Annotated in this window: 19 protein-coding genes; 5 read left to right on the top strand and 14 right to left on the bottom strand. The window is 63.0% G+C overall.

Annotated features, from left to right (window positions below):
* Positions 1–255 precede the first annotated feature (255 nt).
* Genes ACZ0AV_RS01850 through ACZ0AV_RS01835 form a run of 4 tightly spaced genes read left to right on the top strand, consistent with a single transcriptional unit; the run spans position 256 to position 5,581 of the window.
* A complete protein-coding gene (locus ACZ0AV_RS01850) occupies positions 256–1,443 on the top strand; it encodes a glycosyltransferase family 1 protein (protein ID WP_499149462.1) in 1,188 nt (395 codons plus the stop codon).
* Positions 1,431–2,663, top strand: coding sequence for a UDP-galactopyranose mutase (gene glf / locus ACZ0AV_RS01845; RefSeq protein WP_499149461.1), 1,233 nt, complete (start codon positions 1,431–1,433; stop codon positions 2,661–2,663). The genes ACZ0AV_RS01850 and glf overlap by 13 nt, the downstream gene beginning before the upstream one ends.
* 9 nt (positions 2,664–2,672) lie before the next feature.
* Positions 2,673–3,815 (top strand): glycoside hydrolase family 1 protein, encoded by a 1,143-nt coding sequence (locus tag ACZ0AV_RS01840; RefSeq protein ID WP_499149460.1) that lies wholly within the window; start codon positions 2,673–2,675, stop codon positions 3,813–3,815.
* The gene (locus ACZ0AV_RS01835) at positions 3,812–5,581 is read left to right on the top strand and encodes an ABC transporter ATP-binding protein (RefSeq protein ID WP_499149459.1); all 1,770 of its coding nucleotides are present in this window, start codon (positions 3,812–3,814) and stop codon (positions 5,579–5,581) included. Before ACZ0AV_RS01840 ends, ACZ0AV_RS01835 begins: the two co-directional genes overlap by 4 nt.
* A gap of 436 nt (positions 5,582–6,017) precedes the next feature.
* On the opposite strand, the gene galU is transcribed toward ACZ0AV_RS01835, so the two are convergent.
* A complete protein-coding gene (gene galU / locus ACZ0AV_RS01830; RefSeq protein ID WP_499149458.1) occupies positions 6,018–6,854 on the bottom strand; it encodes a UTP--glucose-1-phosphate uridylyltransferase GalU in 837 nt (278 codons plus the stop codon).
* 49 nt (positions 6,855–6,903) lie between these two features.
* Entirely contained in the window at positions 6,904–7,404 is a 501-nt protein-coding gene (locus ACZ0AV_RS01825; RefSeq protein WP_499149457.1) for a CinA family protein, read from the bottom strand.
* A 163-nt stretch (positions 7,405–7,567) separates the two neighbouring features.
* On the opposite strand from ACZ0AV_RS01825, the gene ACZ0AV_RS01820 reads away from it, so the two are divergent.
* On the top strand, positions 7,568–8,005 hold the full coding sequence (locus tag ACZ0AV_RS01820; protein WP_499149456.1) for a hypothetical protein: 438 nt from the start codon (positions 7,568–7,570) through the stop codon (positions 8,003–8,005).
* A gap of 300 nt (positions 8,006–8,305) precedes the next feature.
* Here the strand turns inward: ACZ0AV_RS01820 and cysW are convergent, their stop codons facing one another.
* The 12 genes from cysW to ACZ0AV_RS01760 form a co-directional block, all read right to left on the bottom strand.
* Complete coding sequence (cysW, locus tag ACZ0AV_RS01815; RefSeq protein ID WP_499149455.1) at positions 8,306–9,136, bottom strand: sulfate ABC transporter permease subunit CysW; 831 nt, start codon at positions 9,134–9,136, stop codon at positions 8,306–8,308.
* Positions 9,133–9,981: a sulfate ABC transporter permease subunit CysT gene (gene cysT / locus ACZ0AV_RS01810; RefSeq protein WP_499149454.1), complete on the bottom strand. Its 849-nt coding sequence runs from the start codon at positions 9,979–9,981 to the stop codon at positions 9,133–9,135. The genes cysW and cysT overlap by 4 nt, the downstream gene beginning before the upstream one ends.
* Positions 9,982–10,111: 130 nt before the next feature.
* Positions 10,112–11,125 (bottom strand): thiosulfate ABC transporter substrate-binding protein CysP, encoded by a 1,014-nt coding sequence (gene cysP / locus ACZ0AV_RS01805; protein ID WP_499149453.1) that lies wholly within the window; start codon positions 11,123–11,125, stop codon positions 10,112–10,114.
* Positions 11,126–11,357: 232 nt separating this feature from the next.
* Positions 11,358–12,374, bottom strand: coding sequence for an ABC transporter substrate-binding protein (locus tag ACZ0AV_RS01800; protein ID WP_499149452.1), 1,017 nt, complete (start codon positions 12,372–12,374; stop codon positions 11,358–11,360).
* Between the two features lie 62 nt (positions 12,375–12,436).
* Positions 12,437–13,303, bottom strand: coding sequence for an ABC transporter permease (locus tag ACZ0AV_RS01795; protein ID WP_073266963.1), 867 nt, complete (start codon positions 13,301–13,303; stop codon positions 12,437–12,439).
* Between the two features lie 13 nt (positions 13,304–13,316).
* Positions 13,317–14,180 (bottom strand): ABC transporter ATP-binding protein, encoded by an 864-nt coding sequence (locus ACZ0AV_RS01790; protein WP_499149451.1) that lies wholly within the window; start codon positions 14,178–14,180, stop codon positions 13,317–13,319.
* 4 nt (positions 14,181–14,184) lie between these two features.
* Complete coding sequence (locus tag ACZ0AV_RS01785; RefSeq protein WP_499149450.1) at positions 14,185–15,228, bottom strand: ABC transporter substrate-binding protein; 1,044 nt, start codon at positions 15,226–15,228, stop codon at positions 14,185–14,187.
* A 75-nt stretch (positions 15,229–15,303) separates the two neighbouring features.
* Positions 15,304–16,197 (bottom strand): TauD/TfdA dioxygenase family protein, encoded by an 894-nt coding sequence (locus ACZ0AV_RS01780; RefSeq protein ID WP_499149449.1) that lies wholly within the window; start codon positions 16,195–16,197, stop codon positions 15,304–15,306.
* 193 nt (positions 16,198–16,390) lie between these two features.
* On the bottom strand, positions 16,391–17,140 hold the full coding sequence (locus ACZ0AV_RS01775; RefSeq protein WP_499153263.1) for an ABC transporter permease: 750 nt from the start codon (positions 17,138–17,140) through the stop codon (positions 16,391–16,393).
* Between the two features lie 14 nt (positions 17,141–17,154).
* Positions 17,155–18,354, bottom strand: a complete 1,200-nt coding sequence (locus tag ACZ0AV_RS01770; protein WP_499149448.1) for an ABC transporter substrate-binding protein — start codon at positions 18,352–18,354, stop codon at positions 17,155–17,157.
* A complete protein-coding gene (locus ACZ0AV_RS01765) occupies positions 18,320–19,150 on the bottom strand; it encodes an ABC transporter ATP-binding protein (protein ID WP_499149447.1) in 831 nt (276 codons plus the stop codon). Before ACZ0AV_RS01765 ends, ACZ0AV_RS01770 begins: the two co-directional genes overlap by 35 nt.
* Entirely contained in the window at positions 19,147–20,211 is a 1,065-nt protein-coding gene (locus ACZ0AV_RS01760; protein WP_499149446.1) for an acyl-CoA dehydrogenase family protein, read from the bottom strand. Before ACZ0AV_RS01760 ends, ACZ0AV_RS01765 begins: the two co-directional genes overlap by 4 nt.
* Positions 20,212–20,218 lie beyond the last annotated feature (7 nt).

Below are 20,218 nucleotides of genomic sequence, written 5' to 3'. Positions count from 1 at the left end.
AGGCAGCCGCCTCTGTCGTTACAACGAGACGGACTGATTGCCTGATGGAAAAGATCGACTACAGAGATAACGACGAGGGTCTGTTCGCAGTAGTTCAGGTCGCAGGATGAACGCGCTGCCGGAAGACCTTTCAGCCGATCTTTTGAACTGCTGGCAACCGCGCATCGTCCACTTTTCGCATCTACCCGCTTAACCGAAACGGCCGTGCTAGAGCGCGCCGCTTCGCTTGTGCGGTCCATTTGAGGAGAGCTGAACATGAGTTGGGCAGGATCTTTCCAAACCCCTATAGGCAAGTCCGCGGCGCCATCGAACCAGGCTGAGGCGGCGGTCGTCTTCGACCCCTCGATCGCGACGCTGCTGTGTCTTTCGCACCTGCGTTGGAGCTTTGTCTACCAGCGCCCACAACACCTGATGTCGCGTTTCGCCGCGTCCTACAACGTGCTGTTCTTCGAAGAGCCGATCGGCACCGACGAAACCGACCCCTGGCTGGAAGTACGCCCAGACGAACAAGGTGTGCAGGTGCTGGTGCCGCGCCTGCCTGACGGGCTCGATGAACACGCACGCAATGCGGCGATGCGCAGCCTGCTCGACGACTACCTGGCCAGGCTGCAAGTCGACGACCTGCTGCTCTGGTACTACACGCCCATGAGCCTGGCCTTCTCCGATCACCTGCAGCCGCGCGTGACCATCTATGACTGCATGGACGAGCTGTCGGCGTTCCATGGCGCGCCGCCCCAACTGGTGGCGCGTGAACGCGAGCTGCTGGCCCGCGCCGACCTGGTGTTCACGGGTGGCTACAGCATCTGGGAGGCCAAGCGCGAACTGCACGACAACGCCCACGCGTTTCCCAGCAGCGTGGACATCACCCACTTTGCCGCCGCCCGGCAACCGCAGAGCGACCCGCCCGATCAGGCTCGCATCGGCCTACCGCGCCTGGGCTTCTACGGGGTGATAGACGAGCGCTTCGACATCGAGCTGCTCAGGGCGGTGGCCACCATGCGCCCCGACTGGCAGTTCGTGATGATCGGCCCGGTGGTCAAGATCGACCCTGCCGACCTGCCGCGTCTGGACAATATCCACTACCTCGGCGGCAAGACCTATGACGAGCTACCGGGCTACCTGGCCGGCTGGGACGTGGCCCTGATGCCCTTCGCCCTGAACGCCTCGACCCGCTACATCAGCCCGACCAAAACCCCCGAATACCTGGCGGGCGGTCGCCCGGTGGTGTCCACGCCGATCAACGACGTGGTGCGCAGCTATGGCGATTGCGGGCTGGTGCTGATCGCCGGCACACCCGAAGAGTTCGTCGCCGCGTGCGAGCAGGCCCTCGCCCTGGCGGCGGACCGCGACGCCATGCTGGCCGCGGCCGACCGCATCCTCGGCGACATGTCGTGGGACCAGACCCAGGCAACCATGAAGGAGATGATCGAATGCGCCCGTTGAACCCGCAGGACAGCTCGCCGACTCCGGCACATGCTCAGCAATCCGCAGCTCACGACGCCCCCTTCGACTACCTGATCGTCGGGGCCGGGTTTGCCGGCAGTGTGCTCGCCGAGCGCCTGGCCGCCGGCCTGGACAAGCGCGTACTGGTCATCGACCGGCGCTCGCACATCGGCGGCAACGCCTACGACCACCATGACGAGGCTGGTGTGCTGATTCACCGGTACGGGCCGCACATCTTCCACACCAACGCGCAGCGCATCGTCGATTACCTGTCGCGCTTCACCGCTTGGCGCCCGTACGAACACCGCGTACTGGCCGTCGTCGATGGCCAGCAGGTGCCGATTCCCATCAACCGTACCACGCTCAATGCCCTGTACGGCCTGGAGCTGCAGAGCGATGAAGAGGCCGAGCGCTACCTGGCCAGCCGCGCCGAGCCGGTCGACACCATCCACACCAGCGAGGACGTGGTGGTCAACCAGATCGGCCGCGAACTGTATGAGAAGTTCTTCCGCGGCTACACCCGCAAGCAATGGGGGCTCGACCCTTCGCAACTGGACAAGATGGTCACCTCACGCGTGCCGACGCGCACCAACACCGACGACCGCTACTTCACCGACACCTTTCAGCAAATGCCGCTGGAAGGCTATACGCGCATGTTCGAACGCATGCTCGATCACCCCAACATCAGCATCCAGCTGAACAGCGATTACCGACAGGTGCGTGACCAGGTCGCCTACAAGCACCTGATCTATTGCGGCCCCATCGACGAGTACTTCGATCATTGCTTCGGCAAGTTGCCGTACCGCTCGCTCCGGTTCGAGCACAAGAGCCTCGAGCAGGAACACTTTCAATCGGTAGCGACGGTCAACTACCCGGACGAGACGGTGCCTTACACGCGCATCAGCGAATACAAGCACCTCACCGGTCAGCAACACCCCAGCACCAGCATCACCTACGAATACCCGTCTGCAGAGGGTGATCCGTATTACCCGATTCCGCGAGCGGAGAACGCCGAGCTGTACAAGCGCTACGAGCAACTAGCGGCCGAAACGCCGGGCGTCACCTTTCTTGGCCGCCTTGGCACCTACAAGTACTACAACATGGATCAGGTCGTCGGCCAGGCACTGGCGCTCTACAAGCGTATCGAGGAAGCTCACAACGGTCCGGCGCCTGGCGAGAGCGCCGAACACAGTGAAAGCCTGGCCCGGCAAGCACCGTAAGGACGACCGATGCACTTACCTTCCCTGTTCGACAGCTTCTTCCTGGGCGGTTTCGAGTGTTCCACCCATAGGCGTGACGACGGCCTGCGGCTCGACCTGGTCGACAGCACGGGGCACGCCCGCTGGGCGAGTCAGGACTATGCTGCCCTGCGCCGTCATGGCATCCGCTCGGCGCGTGACGGGCTGCGCTGGCACCTGATCGAATCGACCGCTGGCCACTACGACTGGTCGAGCTTTCTGCCGCAGCTAAGAGCGGCCGAGCAAGCAGGCGTGCAGGTGATCTGGGACTTATGCCACTACGGCTGGCCAGACGGCATCGACATCTGGCGGCCGGAGTTCGTCGAACGCTTCGCGCGCTTTGCCGCAGCGGCCGCCCGCGTGATACGCGAGGAAAGCGACCGGGTGCCCTTCTACTCGCCGCTCAACGAGATGTCCTTCTGGGCCTGGGCCGGCGGCGAAGTGGGGTATTTCTCGCCGCTGGGCCAGGGCCGTGGCGATGAACTCAAGCAGCAACTGGTGCGCGCCAGTATCGCCGCCATCGAGGCGATCCGCGGGGTCGAGCCACGCGCCCGCTTCGTTCAGGTCGACCCGGTGATTCACGTGGTGCCGCGCATCAACCGCGCGGACGCCCAGGCCGAGGCCGAGCGCTACCGGCTCGCCCAGTTCCAGGCCTGGGATATGCTCGCCGGGCTGCAGTGGCCCGGCCTTGGCGGCCGCCCGGAATACCTGGATATCGTCGGCGTGAACTACTACCCGAACAACCAGTGGTTCGCGGGCGGCGGCACGCTGTGGCGTGGCGAACCCGGCTATCGGCCGTTCAGTGGCATTCTCGCCGAGGTCTATCAGCGCTACCGCCGGCCGTTGCTGGTCGCGGAAACCGGCGCCGAAGGTGAGCAGCGCGCCGAATGGCTGCGCTATGTCGGCGAGCAGGTGCGCCTGGCGTTGCAGCGTGGCCTGCCACTAGAGGGCATTTGCCTGTATCCGGTACTCGACTACCCCGGCTGGACGGATGACCGCCACTGCCAGACCGGCTTGCTCGGCTATGCAGACGCGGGCGGCGAGCGTCCGGTGTGTGGGCTGCTGGCTGACGAGTTGCGCGAGCAGCAGGCGCTGTTCGATGCCCTCTTCGACCAATTGGCGGCCCAGGCATGAGCCGCGAGGCGCGCCGCGCGCCCGACGAACTGCCAGGCCGTCCGGTTGCCTTTCTCGCCCACTACGTACGCCGGCGCCCCTGGCATTTCGGCGGCATGTTCGTGCTGATCCTCGGTGCCGGGGCCTGCGCGGTGGCCGTGCAGTACGGCATGAAGCTACTGGTCGACGCGATGGCCACCGATGATCGGCAACAGGCCCAGGTGTGGTTTCCACTGAGCCTGTTCATCGGTTTGATCGTGATCGAAAACGTGTTCTGGCGCCTCGGTGGCTGGCTCGGCTGCCGCACCGTGGTGGCCAGTTGCGTTGACCTGCGCGTGGACCTGTTTCGCCACCTCACCGGCCACCCGATGCGCTATTTCGCCCAGCACTTCGCCGGCGCGCTGGGTAACCGAATTTCCGCCACCGGCCAGGCGGCGGGCGCCATTTACGGCGGCCTGGCATGGAAGATCATGCCGCCATGCGTGGACTTTCTAGGCGCGGTGATCGTGCTGTTCACCGTGGACACGCGCATGGCCTGGGCGCTGATCTTCTTCGTTGCGGTCGTCGCGGCGCTGATCACCGCCTTCGGCATTCGCGGGCGCAGCAAGCACCAGCGCTTTGCCGCCCAGGCCGCGCGGGTCGGGGGTGAGTTGGTGGACGTGGTATCCAACGTCTGGACCATCAAGGCGTTCTCCGCACGGGATCGGGAAAGCCAGCGGCTTGCCGAGGAAATCGGCCTGGAGGCTCATGCGCAGCGGCGCAGCTGGATGTATCTGGAGAAGGCCCGGGTGATCCACGACATCTGCCTGTCGCTGATGGCCGGCGGCATGCTGGTGTGGGCAATCCAGCTGTGGATCGCCGGCACGGTGACGGCGGGCGATGTGGTGATGGTCAGCGCCCTGACCTTCCGGATCCTGCATGGCTCTCGTGACCTGGCCCTGGCGCTGGTCGACACCACCCAGCAGCTCGGCGCCATCGAAGACACCCTGCGCATCATCGTCCAGCCTCATGAGCTTGACGACCCGCACACCCAGCTGGCGCTGTCGCGTGGCGATATCGAGTTTCGCCACGTGACCTTCGCCTACCCGGACGGTCGCCGGGTGTTCGAGCACTTCGACCTGCACATTCCGGTGGGCCAGAAGGTTGGCATTGTCGGGCCGTCCGGTGCCGGCAAGTCGACGTTGATCAGCCTGATCCAGCGCCTCGACGACGTACAGGCCGGCAGCATTATGATCGACGGGCAGGACATCAGCGAAGTAAGCCAGGACAGCTTGCGCGCGCGCATGGCGGTGGTGCCTCAAGAGACCGCGCTGTTCAACCGCAGCATTCGCGAGAACATCCGCTATGGCCGGCCAGGCGCTACGGACGAAGACGTGATCGAAGCGGCGCAGCATGCGTTCTGCGACGCGTTCATACGCGAATTGCCACAGGGCTACGACACGCTGGTGGGTGAGCGCGGGGTGATGCTGTCCGGCGGACAACGCCAGCGTCTGGGGATCGCCCGCGCCTTTCTCAAAGACGCCCCGATCCTGATCCTCGACGAGGCAACCTCGGCCCTGGATACCCATTCCGAGGCCGAAATACAGGCCGCCCTGGCCAACCTGATGCAGGGCCGCACGGTGCTGGCGGTCGCGCACAGGCTGTCGACACTGGCGAGCTTCGACCGCGTCGTGGTGCTCGAGCGTGGCCACATCGTCGAAGACGGCCCGCCCGAGCAATTGCGGCAACAGGGCGGCAGCTTCGAACGGTTGTGGCGCGTGCAGGCAGCGGGCTTCGACGCGACCTGACAACCGTCTGCGCAACGCGACTCATGTAGAAGCGTCGACCTCGGCGCGAAACGATATTTGATGCACCCTGATCGTTGTGTTGCCCCTGCCATTCGCCCCGGGGTCGGGGCTCCTACAGGTAATCGCAGTCGTCTAGGTGAATGCGTCACCCGCCACCACCGTAGAAGCGTCGACCTCGGCGCGAAAAGGATAGTGGCTGCACCTTGATTACTGCGTTGCCCCTGCCATTCGCCCCGGGGTCGGGGCTCCTACGGGTAATTGCAGTCGTCTAGGTGAATGCGTCACCCGAGGCCACCGTAGGAGCGTCGACCCCGGCGCGAAACGATCGTGGCTGCACCACGGTGTAGACGTTGCGTCGCCATTGGCTCGGAAGCGACGTTCGTCCAGGCACAAAAAAACCGGGCTCTAAGCCCGGTTTTTCGCAGCGTCTGGCTTATCAGCCGCGGCCTTCGCGGTAGAGGTTTTCGAAGCAGAAGTTGGTCGCCTCGATGTAACCCTCGGCACCACCACAGTCGAAACGGCGGCCTTTGAATTTGTAGGCCAGCACGCAACCTTCCTGCGCCTGTTTCATCAACGCGTCGGTGATCTGGATTTCACCGCCCTTGCCCGGTTCGGTGTCCTTGATCAGGTCGAAGATGTCCGGGGTGAGGATGTAGCGACCGATGATCGCAAGGTTCGACGGCGCGTCTTCGGCCTTTGGCTTCTCGACCATGTGGCTGACACGGAAGATATCGTCGCGGATCATCTCGCCAGCGATCACACCGTACTTGTGAATCTCTTCCATGGGCACTTCCTGAACCGCGACGATCGAGCAGCGGAACTGGTTGTACAGTTTGACCATCTGGGTCAGTACGCCGTCGCCTTCGATGTTCAGGCACAGGTCATCGGCCAGCACCACGGCGAACGGCTCGTCACCGATCAGCGGGCGACCACTGAGAATCGCGTGGCCCAGGCCCTTCATTTCCACCTGACGGGTGTAGGAGAAGGTACAGTTTTCGATCAGCCGACGGATACCAACCAGGTATTTTTCCTTCTCGGTGTCGCGGATCTGGTGCTCCAGCTCGTAGCTGATGTCGAAATGGTCTTCCAGCGAGCGCTTGCCGCGCCCGGTAACCATGGCGATCTCGGTCAGGCCGGCGTTGAGCGCCTCTTCCACGCCGTACTGGATCAGCGGGGTGTTGACCACGGGCAGCATTTCCTTGGGCATGGCCTTGGTCGCCGGGAGAAAGCGTGTGCCGTAACCGGCGGCAGGGAACAGGCATTTCTTGATCATGTGTTTTCCTTGAGTGGTCGATATTGCACAAGTCGCCGAGTCGCTGACGTCAGGAAGTCTGACGCAGCCGTTCGTAGTAATAGGGCAGTCGCAGCAAGGCGTGGCGCGCGGCGGCCGCGCGTCGTTCATTGTTGTCACCGGGGAAGGTGATGGTTTCGCTGGTCACCCCCTCGTGTTCGGCAAGGCGGGTGGCGCAGGCGAAGCACATGGCGCCATCGAACACTTCCTGACCGCTCTTGTCGTCGGCCGTCGGTGCACCGGTAATGGCCAGGATGATGTCGGCGCTACTGGTCTTCAGCACGCCCAGCGCCATTTCCCGCGCCACCTCCTCGCTGTTCATGCCGAAGGTTTCGATGGTTTCCAGGCTTACCCCGAGGCTGGCTTGCATGGCACGCTTGGAATACACCACGAAACCGCTTTCGAGAACGCCGTCGCAGCCCGGCACTGCCGCGACCGTGGCGGCCAGCAAGCCGGCAGTGGATGATTCCGCAGTGCTGAGCACCAGGTTGTACTTTTCCAGAAAGTGCACCGCCTGCTCGATGTTTTGCATGCTGGTGTAGTTCTCCAACCCAATTGTTACTGTGTGTCTATGGCAGTGGGTTGGGCACACAAGTTCCGGACAATTCGCGGCGACCATCCATCACTCTTGCTGAACTCTGCAGCCGCTGGTTTTTCCCACCTTAGACAGCCGGACGACTTTGAGGGGTACCAACGTGAACACTCTGCGCAAGCTGCAGGACACCCATGAACTGCACGATGTCAGCGACGGTTCGACCCGTGATGCCTTTATCCAGGCACTGAGCGAAAAGGCTCGTCCCTTGTTCGAGGAGGCCGCCAGCTATGCCCGCAACCATGACCTCGACGTGGTCGTCGATCTGGTTCTGGAAAACGACAAGCCGCGCCTGATCCTCGCGGTCAGCAGGCCGGACGAGGGACTGGTCAGCAGCTACAGTCTGGTTGCCAACACCGCGTCGCGGCGCATGCTGCACGAGGAGTACTACGCCGATAGCGGCGATATCCATCGCCAGGAATCGTTATTGGCTTCGGTCAATGAGAAGGTCATCGATACCCGTCTGGCCAACTTCTTTCGCAAGGGCTTCGGCCTACCCCTCGACTACATCAACGAGCGCCATCCCATCGGCTTCTGGTAAACGGTCGACGTGAACGCGGATCGCGCTGATCCCGAGCACTACCCGCTGACGGGCGGCTTCGCACGCTGGGCTTGGCGTGTCGATCCGTCTCATCGAGCGCCGGGCCCTGGCCCAGTTGCAGGCGCCGCCAGCAGACCGGCGATACCGCCCTCACCTACGTCTCGCCACAGAGCACAATTACGAGCACGCCCTCTCGCCGCTGCACCAGGCCACCCGCGTGCTGGTGCGGCTGTACCCGATGACCGCCGCCCTGCCGGTCTGCGTGGCTGGCTCGGCAGCTGAAGCAGCCGATGCACTGACTCAGCTGTCGGCTGCGCGCTGCATGTTGACGCGCTGGCGCCATTCCATATAAGTCTTGAGGAACAGCGTGAACAGCGCCATGCACGCCAACAGCGCCGCGGCGGTGAAGGCCGCGACGGGCTTGTAGTCGTTGTTCAGTTGATCGACCAGCAGCGGCAGGGTCAGGGTCTGGTTGAGGATGGTACCGGACACCACCGAGACCGCACCGAACTCGCCAACAGCTCGCGCGTTGGTGACCACCACCCCGTACAGCAGCGCCCATTTGATGTTGGGCAGGGTGATGTGGCGGAAAATCTGCCAGCCATTGGCGCCCAGGCACAGCGCCGAGGTTTCCTCGTCATTGCCTTGGGACTGCATCACCGGGATCAGGATGCGCGCCACGTAGGGTGCGGTGACGAACACCGTGACCATGACGATACCCGGCCAGGCGAACATCAACTGCATGTCGCGCTCGTAGAACCAGCGCCCCAGCGCGGTTTCCAGCCCGTACACGACCAGGTAGCAGAGACCGGCGACCACCGGCGACACGGCATAGGGAATGTCCACCAGGGTGGTCAGCAGCTTGCGGCCACGGAAGTCGTAATGGGTCACGCACCAGGCCAGCAGGATGCCGAAGCACAGGTTCAGCGGTACGGTGAGCGCCGCCACCAGCAGGGTCAGGCCGATGGCGTGCTGCATGTAGTCCTGGGACAGGTTGTCGACCAGCGCGCTCCAGCCACCGCTGAGTGCCTTGGCGAAGATCAACGTCAGCGGAACCAGCAGCATCAGCGCGACCGCGCCGAGGCCAAGCACGATGAGCAGCCATTGATGCCAGTGTTGAGGTTTCTTCATCTGCTTTGCCGCTGCCATTTGAACAGACGCCCCTGCACCACCTGCAAGGCGAAGAGCAGGAACAACGAGGCCAGAAGGATCACCGAGGCAATCGCCGCCGCCGCCGGGTAGTTGAACTCCTGCAGGCGCACGAAAATCATCAGCGAAGACACTTCGGTTTTGAACGGGATATTGCCGGCAATCATGATCACCGCGCCAAACTCGCCAAGGCTGCGCACGAATGCCTGGGACGCACCGGTGATCAGCGCGGGCGCCAGGGTCGGCAACACCACGTAGGCGAAACTCTGCATCTTGCTGGCCCCCAGGGTGCTGGCCGCCTCCTCGTATTCGGTGCCGAGGCTCTGCAGTACTGGCTGCACGGTGCGCACCACGAATGGCAAGCTGGTGAACACCATGGCAATCAACAGGCCAGGATAGGCATAGGCGATCTTGATGCCCACCGCGTCGAAATATTGGCCGAGCCAGCCGTTGGGCACCAGCAAGGTGGCCAGGGTCAGGCCGGCGACCGAGGTCGGCAGCGCGAACGGCAGGTCCACCAGGGCATCGACCAGCCGCCGGCCAGGGAATTCATAACGGGTGATGATCCAGGCGATCAGCAGGCCAATCAGCAACGCCGCGACGGTGGAATAGAACGCCGCGCTGATGGTGACCTTGTAGCTCTGCACCACGCGCGGGTCGCTGATCGCCTGCCAATACTGGGCCCAGCTCATGTCGCTGACATAAAGCAAAAGCGCCGACAGCGGAAACAGGATGACCAGCGACAGGTAGAAAACGCTGAAACCGAAGCTCAGGCCGAAGCCTGGCAGCAACGGATTCTGCAGAAAGAAAACGGGGGTCTTGCTCACTCGGAAATCCTTGAATGCACAAACCGCCGAGGGTCGGCGGTTTGTGATACAGCTGATGCGGTTCAGCCCTCGGTGCTCGTCACGATCTCGCAAGCCCCAGGGCCGACGCGCAGTCGATCGCTGCAGTCAATTACCGGCCTTCGGCCAGAAGCTGGTCAAGAATACCATTGCCATCGAAGTGCTTGGCAGTGATCTCATCCCAGGTGCCGAGCACCTCGGTCGGGTTGATCAGGCGTAGCTCCTGGAACTGGCCAGCGGTTTCGGCGGCCACTTCCTTGTCCTGCACGCGGTAGTGATAGGTGGTCAGCAGCTTCTGGATATCCTTGCTGTACTGGAAGTCCAGGTAGGCCTTGGCAACGTCACGGGTGCCCTTCTCGTCGACCACCTTGTCCACCACGGCGACCGGAAACTCCGCCAGCACGCTGACCGGCGGCACCACCACTTCGAACTCGCCCGATTTGAATTCTTCGCCCTTGGCGATATTGACCACTTCCGATTCGAAGCTCAGCAGCACATCGCCCTGCCCGTTCTGGGCGAAGGCGACGGTGGCACCACGGCCGCCAGTGGGGAAGTTCTCGACGTTGCGCAGGATATTGCCGACGAACGCCTTGATTTTGGCCTCATCACCCTTGAACGCCTCATTGGCGTAGAGCCAGGCACCCAGGTAGCTGTAGCGGGCGTTACCGGAGGTCTTCGGGTTGGGGAACACCAGCTTCACGTCGGCACGGGCGAGGTCATCCCAGTTCTTGATGTTCTTGGGGTTGCCCTTGCGCACCAGGAAGGCAGTAGTGCTGTAGTACGGCGAGCTGTGGTTGGGGAACTGCTCGGCCCAGTCCTTGCGCACCAGGCCACGCTTGGCAAGGATGTCCACGTCGGTCACCTGGTTGAAGGTCACGGTGTCGACCTTCTTGCCCTGGATGATGTCCTGTGCCTGGCGCGAAGTGCCGGCGAACGACTGATCGATCTTAAGGTCCTTGCCGGTCTCGGCTTTCCAGTGGGCCTGGAACTTGGGATTGATCTCGGCGAACAGCTCGCGCGCGACGTCATAGGAGGCATTGAGAATTGGCTTGTCCGCAGCCAGCACAGCGGCGCTACCGAGCAGCGAGGTGGTGACGGCAGTCGCCAGCAGGAGTTTCTTCAGCATGGTCTGTCATTCCTTGATGCGCCCGGGGCGGGCTGTGTTGAGTTGAGCGTACGGTTTCCGTCTGTGCGGAACACTCGGCAGCCGACGGATTCTGCCGCAAGCGCTTATTCTGCAAAAGCACTTTTTATTCATACTCTAATACGAATAAAGAATTAGAGTCCCCTGGCGTCGCTTGTACATGGCAAAAGGCCTCGCAATTGCGAGGCCTTGGAGTAGGCGGCACGTGCGGCCATCAACTGCCGGGATTGGCGTAAGCCTCTTCGAAGAAATAATCCTTCCAAGAAGCTGCCTTGTTCTTCAGCACGCCCAGCTCATGCAGCTTCTCGGCATAGATGAAGGTGCGTTGCGGCGACACGGTGAAGTCGTTCTCCGGGTCCTCGATGATTTTCCTCACGAAGTCCAGCGGCAGCCTGGAGTTCTCCACGCGAATGTAGGTTTCGGCCGCGGCGGCCTTGTCGGCCTCGATGATCTGCGCTGCCTCGACCAGCGCGTCGTAGAAGGCCTTGTAGGTCTTCGGGTTCTCGTCGTGGAATTTCTCGGTGGCGTACAGCACGTTGAAGGTGGCCTGGCCGCCAAGGATGTCGTAGCTGCTGATCAGCTTGTGCACATTGGGGTTCTCCAGCGCCTGGTACTGGAACGGCGGGCTGGAAAAATGCGCGGTGATTTCCGAGCCGCCCTTGGTCAGTGCTGCGGTGGCATCCGGATGCGGCAGGCTGACGGATATCTTGTCGAAACGCTGGAAATCGGCATTGCCGTAGCGCTTGGCAGTCTCGATCTGCAGGGTGCGCGACTGAAAGCCGACACCGGCAGCCGGCACCGCGATGCGGTCTTTCTCGCCAAGATCGTCGAGGGTCTTCACCGCTTCACGGTTGCTCAGCAGGTAATTGGGCAGCGAGCCCAGCGAGGCCACGGCCCTGACGTTCTGCCGGCCATGGGTGCGGTCCCACACGGTGAGCATCGGCGGTACGCCGGCCGAGACCACATCGATGGCGCCGGCCAGCAGCGCCTCGTTCATCGCCGTGGCACCGGAAATGGTCCGCCACTCGACGTTGATGGTGTCCAGGCCCTGGGCCTTGGCGTGCTTCTCGATCAGTTGCTGGTCCTTGACCACGTGCAGCACCAGGTAACCGATGCCGAACTGTTGAGCGATGCTGATCTGGCCTTCCGCGTGAGCCGCCAGCGGTGTGGCCAGGGTGCCAAACAGGCCCAATGCGGCGGCCAGGCGGCCGAGTTTGAAAGTGTTGGTCATCATCTCTTCTCGTCATGTGAGTTCAAGTGTGTTGTGCAGGCAACGTGTGCTACGGTTTCGTGTTAGCGCTGCATCCCCCAGCGCTTGACGGTCACGCGTTCCAGCGTGGCGAACACCAGGTTCTCTACCAGCAGGCCGATCAGGATCACGGCGGCCAGACCTGCGAACACCTTGTCGGTGTACAGCTCGTTACGGTTCTGGAAGATGTACCAGCCCAGGCCGCCCTTGCCGCTGGACGCACCGAAGACCAGTTCGGCGGCGATCAGCGTGCGCCAGGCGAAGGCCCAGCCGATCTTCAGGCCGGCAAGGATCGACGGCAGCGCAGCGGGCACCAGAATGAACAGCACGAAGCGCAGGCCCTTGAGGCCATAGTTGCGCCCGGCCATGCGCTGGGTTTCCGAAACGCCGAGAAAACCCGCGTAGGTATTGAGTGCCAACGCCCACAGCACCGAGTGCACCAGCACGAAGATCAGGCTGTTCTCGCCCAGGCCGAACCACAGCAGCGAGAGTGGCAGCAGCGCGATGGCAGGCAGCGGGTTGAACATCGAGGTCAAGGTGGACAGCAGATCACGGCCCAGCTGCGTCGACACCGCCAGGGTGGTGAGCAGGAAGGCCATACCGATGCCGATCAGGTAGCCCTTGATCAGTACCGACAGGGAAATGGCGGTTTTCTCTACCAGCTCACCGGTGCCTACACCTTCGATAAAAGCGCGCGCGGTCTGCAGAAAACTGGGCAGCAGCAGGTCGTTGCCCTGGTAGCGGGCCGCCAGCTCCCAGATCAACGCCAGTCCCAGCAGGATCACCGACTTGCGCAGCCAGCCCTGTTGCCACAAGCGCTGCCCCAGAGACAGCTCGCGCTCGACCTTGAGGCCAGGCAACGGTTGCAGGGGGATTTCGTATTCCTCACGCCGTGCGGGGGAAAGACTCATGGTTTCAATCTCCTCAGTAGGCGATGCGGATGTCGTGGAAGCCCAGCTCGGCGCCTTGGCCGCTGTCGACCTCCTCGTCGAACAGCAGGCGATGGATGCGTTGCGCGGTCTGTTGGAAGGCCACACCACCGAGGCTGTGCAGGTCGAACTGATGGCTGTTGATCTCTGCCCGCACGCGGCCGGGATGGGGCGACAGCAGCAGAATGCGGTTACCGACGATCAGCGCTTCTTCGATGGAGTGGGTAACGAACAACAAGGTGAAGCGCACCTCCTCCCACAGCTCCAGCAACTCTTCCTGCATCTTGCGACGGGTCAGCGCATCGAGGGCGGCGAAGGGTTCGTCCATCAGCAGGATCTTCGGCTGCATGGCCAGCGCACGGGCGATGGCCACACGGGCTTTCATGCCGCCGGACAGGGTGTGCGGATAGGCGTCGGCGAACGCCGCCAGGCCGACCTTCTCCAGGTAATGCAGGGCGCGCACCTCGGCGTCCTTGCGATTCAGGGTGCGCGAGGCCAGCAGCGGGAACATCACGTTCTGCTTCACCGTCTTCCACGGCGGCAGCTGATCGAACTCCTGGAACACCACGATGCGATCCGGGCCCGGCTCGCGTACCTGGGCGCCGTCGAGGCGGATGCTGCCGCCCACCGGTTCGATGAACCCGGCCACCGCCTTGAGTAACGTGGATTTACCGCAGCCGGATGGGCCGAGCAGTACGAAACGATCGGCACGGTCCACTGCAAAGCTGACTTCGTGGGTGGCGCGTACGACGCGCTGCGGGGTGCGGTATTCGAGGCTGACCTTGTCCACCTGCAGAACGGTGTCGAAGGCGCCTGCATTCAGCGTCCTGGCCGTGTGGCCTTGCAGAGGGGCATTCATGGTTTCAGCTTCCCTGACCGATGGCGGCATCTTCGAAGAAGTAGTCCTGCCAGGTGGCCGGTTTGTTTTTGATGGCGCCGACGCGGTGCAGGAAGTCGGCCAGCGGATAGGTGTTGGTGGGGGTGACGGTGAACTGGAATCGATCGTTGTCGATGATCTTCAGCAGGTCCTCGCGGCTGATCTTGGCGCCGGTGACGCGGATGTAGGTGTCAGCTGCCGCGGCCTTGTCCTTCTGGGCGAAATCGGCCGCTTCGGCCAATGCACCGACGAAGGCCTTGTAGGTCTTGGGGTTGTCGTTGCGGAATTTCTCGGTGGCATACAGCACCGTCGGCGAGTTCGGGCCGAGTAGCTCGTAGGTATCGAGCACCACGTGCACATCCGGGTTTTCCAGCGCCTGATTCTGGAACGGCGGATTGGAGAAGTGCCCGGTCAGCTCGGTGCCACCCGTCTTCAGGGACGCGGTGGCATCCGGATGCGGCAGCGCCACGGTGTATTTATCCAGGCGGTTGAATTCCTTGTCGCCCCACTGCTTGGCGGCGGCGTACTGCAGGAAGCGCGACTGCACCGACACGCCCACCGCCGGAACGGCGATGCGATCCTTCTCGGTAAAGTCGGCGATGGTCTTGACCTTGGGGTTGTTGCTCAGCAGGTAGTACGGGAAGTTGCCGAGCGAAGCCACGCCCTTGACGTTCTGGCGCCCGTGGGTGCGATCCCACACGGTCAGCAGCGGGCCAATGCCGGCACCGGCGATATCGATGGCGCCAGACAGCAGCGCATCGTTGACCGCCGAGCCGCCGGAGAGCTGCTTCCAGTCGACCTTGATATCCAGGCCTTCGGCCTTGCCATGCTTCTCGATCAGTTGCTGATCACGCACCACGTTAAGCAGCAGGTAAACGATGCCGAACTGCTCGGCGATGCGGATCTGCCCCTCGGCGTGAGCGACTTGCGGCACCGCCAGGCTGCCTGCAAACAGGCTGAAACTCAGCGCGATGCCACCGGCGAGGCGGCCAAAACGGGGAACGAAGGAAAAGCGCTTACCTGCCGACATGTCGAGGCTCCAGTCAAAGGTGCAGAAAGTGGGGATTAGCGAACGAGTTGCAGCAGGTTGTTTTTCAATGAGCTGTCAAAAAGGCACATCGCCCTGAATCGTGGTGCGGTGCATGCGCCGGCGCAGATGGCTCGGGCAGCCGGTCGCCAGATGGATCAATGCGCGGTTGTCCCAGAACACCATGTCGTTCGGCTGCCACTGGTGGCGGTAGATGAATTCGGGCTTCGCGCTGTGGGCATAGAGCTCGGCGAGGATCTGCCGGCTCTCGTCCTCGGGGACGTCGAGAATGTGGGTGGTGAAGTTCTCGTTGACGAACAAACCCTTGCGCCCGGTTTCCGGGTGGGTACGCACCACCGGATGGACCACGGCCTTGACCTCGGCCAACTGCGCCTCGGTCAGTGTCGGGCGGCGGATGCCCTTGAACACTTCATCGGCATAGCGGGCGGTGTAGGAATGCGCCGCACGCTTGCCATCGATGGCCTGGCGCAGCTCGGCTGGCAGTGTCTCGTAGGCCAGTTGCTGGCTGGCGAACAGCGTATCGCCGCCCTCTTCCGGCAGCTCCTGGGCGAGCAGCATGGAACCCAGGCTGGGGAATTCCTTGTAGGACAGATCCGAGTGCCAGAACTTGCCGGCATCGCCGAGACCGATCGGCTGACCGTTCTCGACGATATTGGAAATGATGAAGACTTCCGGGTGGTTGGCCAGCAGGAACTGCTTGAGCACGTGAATTTGCAAGACGCCAAAACGACGGCTGAAATCGATCTGCTGCTGGGGCGTAATGTGCTGGTCGCGAAACACCACGACGTTGTAGTCGAGGTGAGCCCGGTGAACGCGGGCGAAATCGGCGTCGTTCAGTAGGTGGCTGAGGTCGAGGCCAACGATCTCGGCACCGACTGCAGCGGAAAAGGGGCGCACTTCAAAAGTCTGCGCTGGCTGATGATTGGCAGAACTCAAGGACACGGCAGACATTCGCGCAACTCCACACGTAAGGGCGCCAGCAAGGCGCGTCTCAGAAGCAGGTGTTAGGCACCTGTATTCAGTCGTGCGGCACGCCGGTTAGCCGGTGGGTACGCATTGGCGAACTATATAGATATAAGAATCGCCTTTTAAATATCGTTTTAGAATTAACTTATGGCTGGATCATCGATACGCCAGCATCGCGCTACACGTGACTCCAGCGCCCATGCAGCCACCTCGCTGCGGCATCGAGCAGAAAGCCCAGCACGCCGATCAACAGCACCATCGCCATCAGCTCCGAGTAGGCCAGACGGTCGCGCGTGTCGAGGATGTAGTAACCCAGGCCGGCACTGACGCCGAGCATCTCGCAGGGCACCAGCACGATCCAGAGGATGCCTATGGCCAGGCGTACCCCTGTCATCACGTGGCCGACGATGCCGGGCAGGATCACCCGCAGCAGGGTTTCCCGGCGCGTCGCGCTGAGGCTGCGTGCCAACTGTAGCCAGCGGCTGTCGAGTTGCTTCACGCCAGCGGCGGTATTGAGCAGGATCGGCCAGACGGCGGCGAAGGCCAGCAGGAAGTAGATTGGCTGATCACCGACGCCCATCAACATGACCGCGATGGGCATCCACGACAATGGCGAGATCATGCGCAGGAACTGGAATGCCGGTGTGGTCGCCCATTCCAGATGACGCAGGCTGCCCACCAGCAAGCCCAGCGGCACGCCGATAAGTAATGCCAGGCCCAGGCCAATGAAAATGCGCCTGAGGCTCACCAGTACGTGCTCGGCAAGCTCCGGGCGTTGAAGTAGTTCAATCAGGCTGACCAGCGTGGCCTGCGGCGTGAACAGGGCTGCCAGGCCCTCGCCACTGCTGAACAACGCCATCAGCAGCCACCACAAGCCGAACAGGCTAAACAGACCGAGCACGCCAAGCCCCCAGGGCCCGGCGTGTATACGTAGCAGGTTGATCAAACGGTAATCTCCTCGACTCGCTCGAAGCTGTCCGGTGCGCCGAATGCCTTTAGGCCGCCAACCGCTTCGATAGCCGTGCGCACGAATCGATCATCGACGAGATCCCGGGCAGTGGTGGCGGGGTCAAGGCTGGCGAGAAAGCCATTATTACCTTCGATCAGGGTGCCCTTCAGACGACGAATCAGTTCCTCTGTGTAGCTAGGGAACGGATAGGGCTGGAAGTCGATGCGTTTGTCGGCCCAGTCACCATGCTGGATCGCACCGCTGGCCAGGTACGCCTCACGCTCGCTGGCTGCAGGAGCCAGGACTTGCTTGAGCACTTGCGGGGTGTGCGGCGTGTAGCGATTGCTGCCGTCCTTGGACAGCAACTGCGCTGCCTCCTCGCGGTGGTCGCGGGTCCACAACTGCGCTTTGACGATGGCGTTCACCACCTTCTGCGACCACTGCGGCCGGTTGTTCAGGTCGTGTTCATGCATGAACACCACGCAGCAGGCGTGATTGCGCCACACATCGCCGGTGAAGCGCTGGATACGGCCTACCTTGAGGTTTTCCGCCAGGGCGTTGAACGGCTCGGCGACGATATAGCCGGCGATGCGCTTGCTGGCCAGGGCGGGCGGCATGTCCGAAGGCGCCAGCACGATCAGGTTGACCTCATTGGCGGCAAGGCTGGCGGTGGACGCCTTGCTCACTGCGGTCAGGCCAGCGTCTCGCAGCAGCTGTTGCACCACCACGTTGTGGATCGAATACCAGAACGGGATGGCCAAGGTCTTGCCGCCGAGCTGTTTGACATCAGTGATGTCCGGCGCCACGGTCAGGCCCGAGCCGCCGACATGGTTCCAGGCCACCACCTTAGCTGGCACCTTGCTGCCGTATCGCGCCCAGACGGTCATCGGCGACAGCAGGTGAATGACGTTCACCTGGCCGGAGATGAACGCCTCGATCACCTGAGCCCAGCTACGCAGCAGCACCGGGCGTTCGGACTCGATGCCTTCGGCCTCGAACAGGCCGTTGTTGTGCGCCACCAGCAGCGGCGTGGCGTCGGTGATCGGCAGGTAGCCGATGCGCACCGGCGCGTCGGGCTCGCTGGCCGCCCGCGCCTGCAGGCTGTTCAGTAAAGGCAATGCGCCGGCTGCGGTCAGCAGTGTGGCGAGTTTGAGAATGTCACGTCGGGAATGGGTCGGATCGTCCAGGCACATGCTGTGGCTCCTGCAGGGGTGAGGGTGCGTGATCGCGGCTCGCCCGCCGTAGGGTTTTGAGGATGTCGACGCGTAGCGCGCCAAGCTCGTCGACCAGATCCGCACGGGGGTGCGGCAGGTCGATGTGCCACTCGCCCAACGTGCGCGCCGGGGTGTCGCCCAGTAGCAGAATACGTTCGGAGAGCAGCAGCGCTTCATCGATGTCATGGGTGATCAGCACGGCTGCGGTGCGCTGTTCACGGATGATCTTGAGCAGCAACTGCTGCATCTGCGCCCGGGTCACTTCGTCCAGGGCGCCAAAGGGTTCGTCGAGCAGCAGCACCTGGGGCTCGCGCGCCAGGCAACGAGCCAGCGCAGTACGCTGGGCCATACCACCGGATAGCTCAGCCGGATAACGGCCGCGTGCCTCGCTCAGGCCCACCGCGGCGATTGCGCGTTCAATCAACGCCTCGCGCAGGGCTGCCTCACGGCGTGGCTGCCGAGCGAAATCCAGGCCGAAGGCGACGTTCTTTTCCAGCCTCAGCCAGGGCAGCAGCGAGGGGTCCTGAAAGGCCACCGCCACCCGCGGATGCGGGCCACGCAAGGCTTCGCCGAATAGCTCCACCCTGCCCTGGCTCGGCTGCTGTAGCCCGGCCAGCACCCGCAGGAGGCTGGATTTACCTACGCCGCTGGGGCCGAGAATGCTCACCACTTCTCCAGCCTGCAGATCGAGCTGAAAACCTTCGAGCACTTGCTGCCAGCCCTTGCCCTGGGGGTAAGCGAGGCCTATGTCCCGAGCCTGTAATACCGTGCTCACGCCGACACCCCGGCGGCTTTCTTCTGTAGCTCGGCACGCAGTTGCACTAGGCTGGGGGTGACCACCGGCACGAAGGCCGATTCTCGCCAGCGCCTGGCGAAACCATCGCCATGAGGCTGCAAATACGCGCGGCCACCACTGGCCTGCAGTTCCAGTTGCAGTGCTTGGGCGACGCGCTCGGCCAGGCCGATGCGCAGTGCGAACAACGCCGCTGGCTGAGCGAGGAAGCTGCCGTCATGCAGCCCCTGCTCGAGGCGCAAGCGCTCGAGGCCCAAGGTGTTCGCCAGTTGCTCGTATTCGCGGTTCAGGATCGAGCGCTGCGCCAACGCCGCATGCACCTCAGCCAGTGCGCGCTGTGCCAGGCCAATCGACAGCCCGCACTGCAAGCCCAGGAACGCCGGGCGTACCTGCGGCAGAAAACGTCTGGCGTCGGCAGCGATCAGCCATTCGCGGGGCAACTGCGCCTGATGCAATTGCAACGCAGCGGTGTTGCTGGACTGCAGACCGAGCAGTTGCAGGTCCTCGCTGCGCTCGACACCACCCAGATCTCCCGGAAATGCCGCCACGAACGGCTGGGCATCAGGCAGATCGATCGCTGCCGCCACCACGAAGCCGCTCTTGCGCAGATTGGTGACCCAGGGCAGCCGTCCATTCAGGGTCCAGCCTTCATCGGCGGGCTGAGCATTGACGCCCAGCTCCTCGACACCCGACAGGTACTTCATTGCATTCGACAGTCCGGTGGCGCCGGCCTGTTCGCCACTGAGCAGCGCAGGCAGCAGGCGCTCGCTCAGCGCCGGGTTGTCGCCCTGCAGTAGATACTCGATGAATGCACGCTGGCCCCAGAATACGAAGGCGGCCGTCAGCGAATGGCTGGCCACATCGGCCACCGCGCGTAACGCGTCGACCACGTGGCCGCCCTCGCCGCCCAGCACTTTCGGCACGCCAAGGCGCAGCACGCCGGCAGCCGCCAACTGCGGCAGCACGGCTTCGGCATCGCACTGGCCGCTGTCCAGCGACCCGGCCTGTTCATCGAGCCAGCGGCTCAGATTGGCATCCAGCATGGCGAAA

It is taken from the genome of Pseudomonas sp. AC532, assembly GCF_979258965.1.
This window is presented reverse-complemented; position numbering and strand designations above follow the sequence as displayed.